This window comes from Bathymodiolus heckerae thiotrophic gill symbiont (genome assembly GCF_900128515.1).
In the GTDB taxonomy this organism is placed as follows: Bacteria; Pseudomonadota; Gammaproteobacteria; order PS1; family Pseudothioglobaceae; genus Thioglobus_A.
In genome coordinates this window covers 1-10,587 of the sequence record NZ_FQTP01000053.1, presented here as the reverse complement: position 1 = coordinate 10,587, position 10,587 = coordinate 1, and the positions used below count along the sequence as shown (strand labels likewise).

The window sequence follows — 10,587 nt, the reverse complement described above, 5'->3', positions numbered from 1 at the left end:
TGCTCGTGGTAATGCACATATTAACGGCATAGAATCATTTTGGGGTTATGCCAAAACAAGGCTGGTAAAATTTAAAGGAATGAATAAAAATATGTTTAATCTACACTTGAAAGAATGTGAATTTAGACTCAATAATCGCAAGCAAGGCTTTTTGCTCCCAAACATCAGCCGCTGATAATCCAATATTTCTTGGATTTAACGATACACGCTTGATGACTATATTATTTCTATTTGATATCTTGTAAGCCGACTCAGAAGCCGACACACTGCACATGTGCACAGTATCAGCTAACCCAATTAAACTAACCAGATTTTTTCTTTCATCGCCAAGTTCATGAATAAGTTTGTTCGCATAAAACTGAGACATTAACAACTCATTATTGCTACTGGCAAATAAAGAAGTGGTTAATAGTGTGATTAATAATAGTATTTTCATCTATTCTACCATCCCATATTTCTCATGTAATTTGTTGGAGAAGTAAACGAAGAAGAATACTTATTAATATCTTCGCCCATTTGATTAACGTCTGTTGTCATTTGATCCACGCCGCCTCTCATGCCATTTACATCATTACTGATAATAACTATATTTTCAGATATTATGCCCATGTCAGTAGACATCTTAGATTGAATATTAGAGATGCTTTTATTCATAGTAACAAGACTATTTTTAAGCTGTCTCATGTCAGTAGACATAGTTGATACATCGACATTCATTGTTTCCAGACTCACCCTCATCGAGGACATGTCTGTACTCATTGACTTGACATAAGTTGTCATGTCATAGAATAGCTTTAACATAAGCGACATCATAAGAAACCCTACGATGGCGCCTGCGGCGATCAATGATTTTTTCATAGAACTTTGATGTTACGCTACTTTACAAATTTAATAAAGTCGCGCTGGTCTGCATCTACTTCAACCATTGCCTTAGCAACATCACCACCAAACATATCGCCTAGTAATTTAGCATTCATATAAGCTACCCAAACCGTGCTGTCATTCTTCTCAAAAACTGAAATCGTACAAGGCATAAATACTGATACTTTTTTATTCTGATCTTTTACCAATGTATTGTAAGCATGCTCAGCATTACATAGATTAACCAACATTACCGGTGGAATAATGTGCTTGCCACCTGAATGTTTTTTGATTGATTTATGTAGTGGCTGAACACTAGGAATAACCCAACCTTTAGCTTCAGCATTGGCTTTAATTTTAGCCACTGTCTCTTCAATTGAATAAGGGCTTTTTGCTTCTTTAAGCATCGTATTTGGCATCATGTTCCAACCTACAAATGCAACTGTTACTGCGCCTAATATAAATCCGATAATTACTTTTTTCATTTTATTTTTCCTTTTTGTTATTATTTATTTCTTTCAATAATATTATACTTTTCTAATATAATAAAGACTTGATCTAGATCAAGAAGTTCAAAAAAAAATGCCACTAAATAGTGACATTTTTAATGAACAATACAGAAGTGTTATTCTTCCACTGCACCCTCTGAAGATGAATCATCATCTTCTGTCTCAGCAATCTTGGCAACTGATACTAACTTCTCACCTTTAGAAATGTTAATAAGCGTTACACCTTGCGTGTTACGACCAATAATTGACACATCAGAAGCTCTAGCTCTAACTAAAGTACCTTTGTTTGAAATTAGCATCATTTCATCTTCATCAGTTACCTGAATGGCGCCAACTACCTTGCCATTACGATCTAAGGTTTTAATTGAAATAACACCCGATCCGCCACGTGCTTGAGAGCGATATTCTTCTAGTTCAGTACGCTTACCATAGCCTTTTTCAGTAACAGTTAAGATTGGACTATCACTATCTGCAACAATCGCTGAAACGATTTCATCGTCAACTAACTTCATACCACGCACACCAATAGCAGTACGGCCTACTGCGCGCACATCCGCCTCTTTAAATCGAATCGATTTACCATTTGCAGAGAACAGCATGATATCATTGTTACCTGAAGTAATATCAACCCCAACTAGCTTATCACCATCACGTAATTCGATAGCGATGATGCCACCTTTTCTTGGACGGGCAAAGTTAGTTAATGAAGTTTTCTTACAGGTGCCACTACTGGTTACCATAAATACAAATTGATCTTGCGTAAATTCGGAAACTGGCAGAATAGCGTTAATAACCTCTTCTTTTTCTAATGGTAGTAAGTTGATAATTGGCTTACCACGTGCTGTACGTGATGCAACTGGTAATTCGTATACTTTAAGCCAATGAACCTTGCCTGCTGATGAGAAGCACAACACTGTGTCATGTGAATTTGCAACGAACAACTGATCAACGAAATCTTCATCTTTCATTTTAGTAGCTGTTTTACCCTTGCCACCACGACGCTGCGCTTGATAATCACCTAATGATTGTGCTTTAACATAACCACCATGTGATAATGTTACTACACGCTCTTCTTGAACGATAAGATCTTCCAAAGTAAGATCAATCTTATGCTCGATAATTTGAGTCATTCGCTCATTAGCATATTCATCACGAATCTCATTAAGCTCATCACGAATGATTTGCATTAAACGATCTGGATTTTGCAAAATATCTAGTAAATATTTAATGCGTTCTAATAGTTCATTAAATTCATCAAAAATTTTGTCTTTTTCAAGGCCGGTTAAACGATGAAGTTTAAGATCTAGAATCGCTTGAGCTTGCTGAGTAGAAAGCTGATAATCGCCACTCGCTTGTAAACCAAGCTCAGGCAATAAAGTTTCAGGCTTAAACATAGCCATATCACGATCACCAATAAGTTCTTTAATTACCGAACCATTCCAAGTTCTAGCAACTAAGCTTTCTTTAGCTTCAGCTGGATTACTAGCCGACTTAACCAGCTCGATAATTTCATCAATATTGTGCAATGCAACTGACAAACCTTCTAACAAATGAGCGCGATTTCTAGCTTTATTTAGATCAAAGATAGAGCGACGTGTAACAACATCTCTTCTATGGGCAATAAAGGCCTCTAATATGCCTTTAAGGGTCATGAGTTTAGGCATGCCCTTGTCAATCGCTACCATGTTGATGCCGAATACGGTTTGCATTTCAGTTAGCTTGTAAAGATTGTTAAGCATAACTTCGGGTACTTCGCCACGACGAAGCTCAATCACCATACGCATGCCATCTTTGTCAGACTCATCTCTAAGGCCAGTAATGCCGTCAATTCGCTTATCCTTAACCAAGTCGGCAATTTTTCCGATTAGGCGGGCCTTGTTAACTTGATATGGCAATTCTGTAACAACAATGCTTTGCTTGTCTTCGCCTTCAACATGAGAAACAGAGCGAAGGTAAATTTTGCCTTTGCCAGTTTCATAGGCTTGACGAATACCGCTTGCACCGTTAATAATACCGGCCGTTGGAAAATCAGGGCCTGGCATAACTTCTAATAATTCATCAACTGTGATGTTTTCATTGTCAATAACTCTTAAGCAAGCCTCAATCACTTCACCAAGATTGTGTGGTGGGATGTTGGTCGCCATACCAACTGCAATACCTGACGACCCATTTGCCAATAAGTTTGGTACACGTGTTGGTAATACACTCGGCTCTGATTCTGAGCCATCGTAGTTATCAACAAAATCAACCGTATCTTTTTCAAGATCACGCAACAATTCATGCGACAACTTAGCCATACGAATTTCTGTATAACGCATTGCTGCTGCTGAATCGCCGTCAACCGAACCAAAGTTACCCTGACCATCAACTAAGATGTTACGCATTGAGAATGGCTGCGCCATACGTACAATGGTGTCGTATACAGCAGTATCGCCGTGTGGATGGTATTTACCAATTACATCACCAACAATACGCGCAGATTTTTTGTAAGATTTGTTGTAGTCATTGCCCAGAACATCCATCGCGTAAAGTACGCGGCGATGAACGGGTTTAAGGCCATCTCGAACATCAGGCAAGGCACGACCAACGATGACACTCATAGCGTATTCCAAGTAGGAATCACGCATCTCATCTTCGATGGTAACTATTGGAAAATTAGGCTCAAAAGCTTCTGGATTTTCAGTGTTAATTGTATCGTCTGACATACAAAAAATTCGCTTAATTAAATTAGCTTTTATTGTACCCTAAACAAGTGAATTTACACAATAAAAATGTGTAATTAACAGTGATAATTTGGAAATAATTTAACCAGAAAAATTCTTGTTAAATCAAGGTGTTAAGCGTTTTTTTCTTGGACTGCTTTTGAGAGTGTTTTAAGCAAGATTTCAGTATCTTCCCAATTGATACAACTATCGGTAATACTAACACCATACTCAAGCGATTCTAGTGGCCCAACCGACTGATTGCCTTCATTAATATTTGACTCAATCATAACCCCAAAAATCTTGTCTGAACCTGATGCTATCTGTCTAGCGATTTCATCACCAACCAGTATTTGATTTTTGAATTTTTTCTCACTATTGGCGTGGGAGAAATCAACCATCACCCTAGGCATTAGCCCCTCGTCTTGCAATTGTTTGTAGGTATGGTTAATACATTCTTTATCGTAATTTGGACCATCTGCACCACCGCGAAGAATGATGTGCGTTGTTTCATTACCAGAAGAAGTGTAATGACTAACACCACCCTCTTTGTTAACCGAAAGCAGGTGATGAGGACTGCTTGCTGATTTAATAGCATCAATAGCCACCCTAAGTGAGCCTGTGGTGCCATTTTTAAAGCCAACTGGGCAAGATAAGGCCGAAGCCAGCTCACGATGGGATTGGCTTTCTATTGTACGCGCGCCAATCGCACCCCATGAAATAAGGTCAGAAATATATTGCGGCGTAATCACATCAAGATATTCAACAGCAACTGGTATGTCCATATCAGCAATATCTGTTAACAAGTGTCTGGCGATTTTCAAACCTTTATCGATATTGAAGCTTTCATCCAAATCAGGATCGTTAATCAAACCCTTCCAACCAATGGTTGTGCGCGGCTTTTCAAAATACACACGCATCACAACAAACAAATCTTCTTTAAGCTCGTCTCTCAATACAACTAATTTCTTAGCATAATCACGTGCAGCTTGAGAATCATGAATTGAGCACGGGCCAACAATTACCATTAAGCGCTTATCTTCGCCCGTTAAAATTTTAGCAATGGTTTCACGCGCTTGAAAAACACCGGCAGAACCTTGCTCACTAAGTGGAAATAAATCTATTAACTCATTAGGCGCCATAATAGGCGCGCTTGAAGTAATTCTTAGATTGTCAGTATTATACTTCATAGCTTAGTGCTTCCTTATTTCTGATTTTCGATTAAGGCGTAAGCTGAGTGATTATGAATTGATTCAAAATTTTCAGATTCAAGACGGTAATAACTAATATGTTTATTAGCATTTAAAGCCACGGCGATATCACGTACTAAATCCTCAACAAATGCAGGGTTATCATACGCTCTTTCGGTAACCACTTTTTCATCTTCACGTTTAAGAATGGCATATAACTCACAAGAGGCTTTCTTCTCAGCAAGATCAATCAAGTCTTCAAGATAAAGTGTTTTTCCAGTGCTGGCTTTAGCTTTAATAGTGATATGAGAACGTTGATTGTGAGCGCCATATTTAGAAATGCTTTTTGAGCATGGACAAAGACTGGTAACAGGAACAACAACTTTCATCATTACTTCAACTACGCCATTTTCTAAAGAGCCATACAAAGTAACTTGATAGTCCATTAGCGATTCAACACCTGATGATGGTGCTTTTTTCTTTCTGAAAAAAGGAAAATTTACCGTGATGTACGCAGTCTCTGATTCTAGACGATCACGCACTTTTTCAATAATTTTTCCAAAATCACCACTGTTAAATTCACACGGGCCTTCGTTCAAAATTTGAATAAAACGTGACATATGCGTACCTTTGACATTTTCTGGCAAAGTCACCGTCATGGTGAAATTTCCCACTGTTGGTGATTTATTACCATCACGATCAACATAGGTGATTGGATGGGAAATGTCTTTAATACCAACCCTATCAATAACGATTTGGCGAGTGTCTAAATTGTTTTGTGTGTCAGGTAAATCACAAGATTTCATGATTAATCCTCCGAGTAAGTGACTGATGCTCGAAGAGTTTCCCAAATGGTTATCTCTTTGACACGAACATCATCAGTGTTAATTAATTTACCCACTTCTTCAAAGAAATATTTAGCAATATTTTCAGCAGTAGGGTTGAGCTGATCAAAAGGAGTCACTTCGTTTAGATATTGATGATCTAGTCTTTTAACAACAACTTTGGTTTGTTTTTTAATGTCTCGAAAATCAATTGCCATGCCGACGTCATCGAGCACTTTTGAGGCGACAAGAACCTCCACTTGCCAATTATGACCATGTAAGCGGGAGCAATCCCCCGGATAATCTCTTAAGGAATGCGCTGCGGCGAAATCTGTAACAATTTTTAGGACGAACATTTTCGGAAAAATTGGAAAAAAGATTGATTATACCTTTGATGGCATAAAAATTACACCCTGAATAACAGTGGGATTGTTATCATGGGGCTGTTGAATATTGAGAGTACGATTTAGGGAATGCAGAAAATAGTGCGCTTCTTATTCAAAAATGAGGAGAATAGCTAGCTATTTGACGAGTTTTTTTGGATAAGAAAGGTGCTGTTTTACGTGCTTCATAAATTGTATTTTAAATGTTCGACAATCCCATCAAACCGCCTCAATCGAGTCAACACCTTGGTAGCCTTTTGGCAGCAAGTTGCCACGACGCGCTCTCGAACCAATATAGTTGGTTAAATCTTGGAACTTAATGGTTAGATGGCGCTTACCTGCATAAACTTTAAGATTTTGTGTTTCTAGTAGCACGCAAAGTCCAACAACAAATTCTTCTCTAGCCTTGAGATCTTTTGCTGGAATTTGAATTAATTTATTACCCTTACCTTTTGATAAAATTGGCAATTCAGATACTGGGAATACCAACAAACGACCGCGATTAGTAGTTACAGCAACGAATTGTTTATCTAAATCATCCACCTTAATAATCTTCATTACCTTGGATTCACCCGGTAGCTTCAAAGATGCTTTTCCTGCTTTTTTCTTAGAGAGTAAATCGCCAATAGTAGCAATAAATCCATAGCCTGCATCTGAGGATAGCAAGATATTCTGAGCATCATCACCCATAATCACATCGACAAACTCGGCACCAGTTGGTGGTGACAGTTTGCCTGTTAATGGCTCGCCTTGGCCTCTTGCACTTGGCAATGAATTAGCTAGTAGCGAATAAGAGCGTCCAGTAGAATCAATGAAAATAGCATTTTTATTACTTCTACCTTGAATGCTAGTTAGGTAATTATCACCAGATTTATAATTAAGCGTGGTCGGATCAATGTCGTGACCTTTAGCGCTACGAACCCAGCCTTTATCACTCAGCACAACGGTGATATTTTCAGCAGGCACCAAATCATCCTCACTAAACGCTTGAGCAACGCTAACGCCTGATTTAATAGCTGAACGCCTCTCGTCTCCAAACTGATCAATAATAGCTTTTAACTCTTTTTTGATATAAGTCTTTAAACGGCTATCACTCGATAGCAGCAACTCTAATTTTTCTTTTTCGACAGCCAACTCTTCCTGTTCAGCTTGAATTTTTACCTCTTCAAGTTTGGCAAGATGGCGTAATTTAAGTTCTAAAATAGCTTCAGCCTGAATTTCACTAAGCTTAAAGTGGGACATTAATACCGGCTTAGGCTTATCATTCTCACGAATAATAGCAATCACTTCATCAATATTTAAGAAAGCAACTAACAAACCTTCTAAAATATGCAAACGTGACAAAATTTTGTCTAATCGATAGTTAAGGCGCTTAGTAACAACTTGAGTTCTGTAAGTTAGCCATTCTTTTAACATCGGTACCAAAGGCTTAACCTGAGGCTTACCGTTTAGACCAATTACGTTCATATTAACGCGATAACTTTTTTCAAGATCAGTGGTTGCAAATAAATGCAGCATTAATACATTGATATCAACCCTATTTGAACGCGGTACAATAACAATACGAGTCGGATTTTCATGATCAGATTCATCACGAATATCATCAACCAGTGGCAGTTTTTTAGCACGCATTTGCGCAGCAATCTGTGTGATAACCTTAGAACCAGAAGTCTGGAATGGCAACGTTTCAATAACAATATCACCATTCTCTTTTTGATAGGTAGCTCGCATCTTCACCGAACCATGGCCAGTTTCATAAATTTGTCTTAAATCACTTTTACTTGAAACAATGTTGGCACTGGTTGGATAATCGGGCGCTGGGATGATTTGCATAATTTCATCCAGATCACTTGACGGCTTATCAAGTAACTGAATACAAGCGCTAACTACCTCAGTTAAGTTGTGTGGTGGCACATCTGTTGCCATACCCACGGCAATACCCGAAGTACCATTTAATAATAAATTAGGTACTTGTGCAGGTAGATTTTTAGGCTCTTGCAATGAGCCGTCAAAATTATCAGCCCAATCAACCGTACCTTGGTTTATCTCTTTGAGTAATAAATCTGCATAACGAGATAATTTAGACTCGGTATAACGCATAGCAGCAAAAGATTTTGGATCATCTGGCGCACCCCAGTTTCCTTGGCCATCAATAAACGGATAACGATAAGAAAATGGTTGTGCCATCAGTACCATGGCTTCATAACAAGCACTATCGCCATGAGGGTGGAACTTACCCAAAACATCACCCACAGTACGGGCTGATTTTTTAAATTTTGCAGTGGATTTAAGGCCGAGCTCACTCATCGCATAGATAATGCGTCTTTGTACTGGCTTGAGGCCATCGCCCACAAACGGCAAGGCACGGTCAAGAATGACATACATTGAATAATCAAGATAAGCGCGTTCAGAAAATTCTGCAACGCTTTGCTGCTCAAGGCCGATTTGGCTCATTTTCCCCCTGGAAATAACGGTTTTTTTATTAAGGGCATCTCTATAAAAACCCTTAAGTTTGGAGCTATTTTAATGCAACTTTTAGCTCAGAAAAATTAAATTAATGTATTCGAGGTTCGACCTCGAATACATTAATAAATATTTGAAGACCTTTACTTAAATTAAAACAGCATAACAAAGTACATTTTCATCCTTAATGCAACGAACACTAAAGCCGTTGGCGCGATTATTGCTGTTGAAGTTCGCATTGCCACTATTGACGTTCAAATTGCGACCATTCGTGCCATCAGCGGACCGACTCCACAAGTTGGCGTTAGAGCCAACATTGTTAAGCGCGCCATTCGTACGATTGCGGTTGCCAGCAACTGGCAACTTTAAAAACAAACACTTTTAATTTTATAAGTTTTTCCTCTCATAAAAATTGACCATTGTCCTGTTATTTAAAAAAAACAGGGGTTTTGTTAGGATAAAGACAGACACGCTCGATAAAAACTCTCGCTATTTATCAACTTTGGTCATGTACTTTTGCCATGCTGTTAGTTGTTTGGATAAATCTTGTATCATTATGTTTAAAGAGGAAAAGCCTTTAGTGCTTAATAATTGCAGATCTTTATTAATTCGCAAAAGTAGCCTTAACACTTCCATGTTTTGTCTAGCGCTTTCAATGTGATTGATTCTAGCTGATTTTTTACTTTTGTTAGCTTTGTACACATCAATCAGCAAATCCAAGCTAACTTCTTTCATTTTTTCACTTAGGCTAAATTTATACTCTCTTGGAAAGTTTTTTGTGCGATTATAAATCTCCAGTAAAAAATCATAGCCCGTTTTATAAACAGCTAATTCGCTAAATAATGCCATTGCCAGAATTCTTTATTAATCGTCACTTTGGTGTAATTTTTTGCAAATGCAAAGAAACAATAAAAACGCTTGATTAAAACAGTTGTTGCTTTTTTGACCAATTTATAGCTATTCGCATGTTTTAAAATACCCAAATATGCATTAATTTTTGATTGTATTTGCTCCATCACCGTCCAATCTATTCTTTCATTCTCAACCAATAAACGATTAACTTGCTTAAGTGCTTGATAAAAACTATGCTTGACTCGATGGCTAACATAATTTCGATAAGGCTTGATGTATTGTCCTAGAAACAAAACCCCATGATAATAAGGCTGACAATAAATTTTCTTTGGATGCAGGTTTAGCCCTATTGGCTTAATCTGCGTCTGGATTTTACTAATAATAGCTTTTAAATATTGTTTATCTTCATGCACAAACAACATATCATCTACATAATGACCATAATATTTTATCTTTAGAGTATGTTTAATAAAGTAATCCAAATCATTGAGATACAAATTACCAAACATCTGTGAAGTAAGGTTGCCAATAGGTAGCCCTACACCTTTTGCATTACCAAATAACGACTTATCTTTAGGCAAACCATGTCAATCTTTTTTGCTACCTTTAAGGTTACAATTTTGTGTTACTTCATTAAAAATAGTCTTTTGCAGTAAATAATCAATCAGCTCAAAAGACAATCCATTATAAGTTTTATTTTTATCTAAAATTTGTAAAACTTTTTGGTAAATCACCTCATGCTTAATATGCATAAAATACCCTTGGATATCGAGCTTTAAAATAAAAGCTTGTTTTTGGTAGTT

10 protein-coding genes and 2 pseudogenes are annotated in these 10,587 nt (G+C 37.5%); 1 reads left to right on the top strand and 11 read right to left on the bottom strand.

The features are described 5' to 3' along the window. Positions 1 to 175 (top strand): annotated as a pseudogene (locus BTHERMOSOX_RS07350) (IS1595 family transposase); the annotation flags it as partial. Here the strand turns inward: BTHERMOSOX_RS07350 and BTHERMOSOX_RS07345 are convergent. The 11 genes and pseudogenes from BTHERMOSOX_RS07345 to BTHERMOSOX_RS07295 all read right to left on the bottom strand — a co-directional run. After that, positions 101 to 436, bottom strand: a complete 336-nt coding sequence (locus BTHERMOSOX_RS07345; RefSeq protein ID WP_138120449.1) for a c-type heme family protein — start codon at positions 434 to 436, stop codon at positions 101 to 103. The pseudogene BTHERMOSOX_RS07350 and the gene BTHERMOSOX_RS07345 sit on opposite strands and share 75 nt — an antisense overlap. Before the next feature lie 5 nt (positions 437 to 441). Next, positions 442 to 858 carry a hypothetical protein gene (locus BTHERMOSOX_RS07340; RefSeq protein ID WP_138120448.1) on the bottom strand — a complete coding sequence of 139 codons (417 nt, stop codon included), beginning with the start codon at positions 856 to 858 and terminating at the stop codon, positions 442 to 444. A 17-nt stretch (positions 859 to 875) separates the two neighbouring features. Continuing rightward, on the bottom strand, positions 876 to 1,346 hold the full coding sequence (locus BTHERMOSOX_RS07335; protein WP_138120447.1) for a DUF302 domain-containing protein: 471 nt from the start codon (positions 1,344 to 1,346) through the stop codon (positions 876 to 878). Between the two features lie 140 nt (positions 1,347 to 1,486). Beyond that, on the bottom strand, positions 1,487 to 4,075 hold the full coding sequence (gene gyrA / locus BTHERMOSOX_RS07330; protein ID WP_138120446.1) for a DNA gyrase subunit A: 2,589 nt from the start codon (positions 4,073 to 4,075) through the stop codon (positions 1,487 to 1,489). A gap of 131 nt (positions 4,076 to 4,206) precedes the next feature. Continuing rightward, entirely contained in the window at positions 4,207 to 5,262 is a 1,056-nt protein-coding gene (locus BTHERMOSOX_RS07325) for a 3-deoxy-7-phosphoheptulonate synthase (RefSeq protein ID WP_138120445.1), read from the bottom strand. A 14-nt stretch (positions 5,263 to 5,276) separates the two neighbouring features. After that, positions 5,277 to 6,068 carry a GTP cyclohydrolase FolE2 gene (gene folE2, locus BTHERMOSOX_RS07320; protein ID WP_138120444.1) on the bottom strand — a complete coding sequence of 264 codons (792 nt, stop codon included), beginning with the start codon at positions 6,066 to 6,068 and terminating at the stop codon, positions 5,277 to 5,279. Positions 6,069 to 6,070: 2 nt separating this feature from the next. Beyond that, the gene (queD, locus tag BTHERMOSOX_RS07315) at positions 6,071 to 6,442 is read right to left on the bottom strand and encodes a 6-carboxytetrahydropterin synthase QueD (RefSeq protein WP_138120443.1); all 372 of its coding nucleotides are present in this window, start codon (positions 6,440 to 6,442) and stop codon (positions 6,071 to 6,073) included. A 246-nt stretch (positions 6,443 to 6,688) separates the two neighbouring features. Next, positions 6,689 to 8,923 carry a DNA topoisomerase IV subunit A gene (gene parC, locus BTHERMOSOX_RS07310; RefSeq protein WP_138120442.1) on the bottom strand — a complete coding sequence of 745 codons (2,235 nt, stop codon included), beginning with the start codon at positions 8,921 to 8,923 and terminating at the stop codon, positions 6,689 to 6,691. 498 nt (positions 8,924 to 9,421) lie between these two features. Continuing rightward, complete coding sequence (locus BTHERMOSOX_RS07305) at positions 9,422 to 9,781, bottom strand: four helix bundle protein (RefSeq protein WP_138120440.1); 360 nt, start codon at positions 9,779 to 9,781, stop codon at positions 9,422 to 9,424. After that, a complete protein-coding gene (locus BTHERMOSOX_RS07300; protein ID WP_138120439.1) occupies positions 9,760 to 10,365 on the bottom strand; it encodes an RNA-directed DNA polymerase in 606 nt (201 codons plus the stop codon). The genes BTHERMOSOX_RS07305 and BTHERMOSOX_RS07300 overlap by 22 nt, the downstream gene beginning before the upstream one ends. A gap of 6 nt (positions 10,366 to 10,371) precedes the next feature. Further along, positions 10,372 to 10,587 (bottom strand): annotated as a pseudogene (locus BTHERMOSOX_RS07295) (hypothetical protein); the annotation flags it as partial.

What these genes read in the sequence shown, in the direction of transcription:
- gyrA (WP_138120446.1), bottom strand. Translation starts at nt 4,075, where the DNA reads ATGTCAGACGATACAATTAACACTGAAAATCCAGAAGCTTTTGAGCCT.
- queD (WP_138120443.1), bottom strand. Translation starts at nt 6,442, where the DNA reads ATGTTCGTCCTAAAAATTGTTACAGATTTCGCCGCAGCGCATTCCTTA.
- parC (WP_138120442.1), bottom strand. Translation starts at nt 8,923, where the DNA reads ATGAGCCAAATCGGCCTTGAGCAGCAAAGCGTTGCAGAATTTTCTGAA.
- BTHERMOSOX_RS07345 (WP_138120449.1), bottom strand. Translation starts at nt 436, where the DNA reads ATGAAAATACTATTATTAATCACACTATTAACCACTTCTTTATTTGCC.
- BTHERMOSOX_RS07325 (WP_138120445.1), bottom strand. Translation starts at nt 5,262, where the DNA reads ATGAAGTATAATACTGACAATCTAAGAATTACTTCAAGCGCGCCTATT.
- BTHERMOSOX_RS07340 (WP_138120448.1), bottom strand. Translation starts at nt 858, where the DNA reads ATGAAAAAATCATTGATCGCCGCAGGCGCCATCGTAGGGTTTCTTATG.
- folE2 (WP_138120444.1), bottom strand. Translation starts at nt 6,068, where the DNA reads ATGAAATCTTGTGATTTACCTGACACACAAAACAATTTAGACACTCGC.
- BTHERMOSOX_RS07305 (WP_138120440.1), bottom strand. Translation starts at nt 9,781, where the DNA reads ATGGCATTATTTAGCGAATTAGCTGTTTATAAAACGGGCTATGATTTT.
- BTHERMOSOX_RS07335 (WP_138120447.1), bottom strand. Translation starts at nt 1,346, where the DNA reads ATGAAAAAAGTAATTATCGGATTTATATTAGGCGCAGTAACAGTTGCA.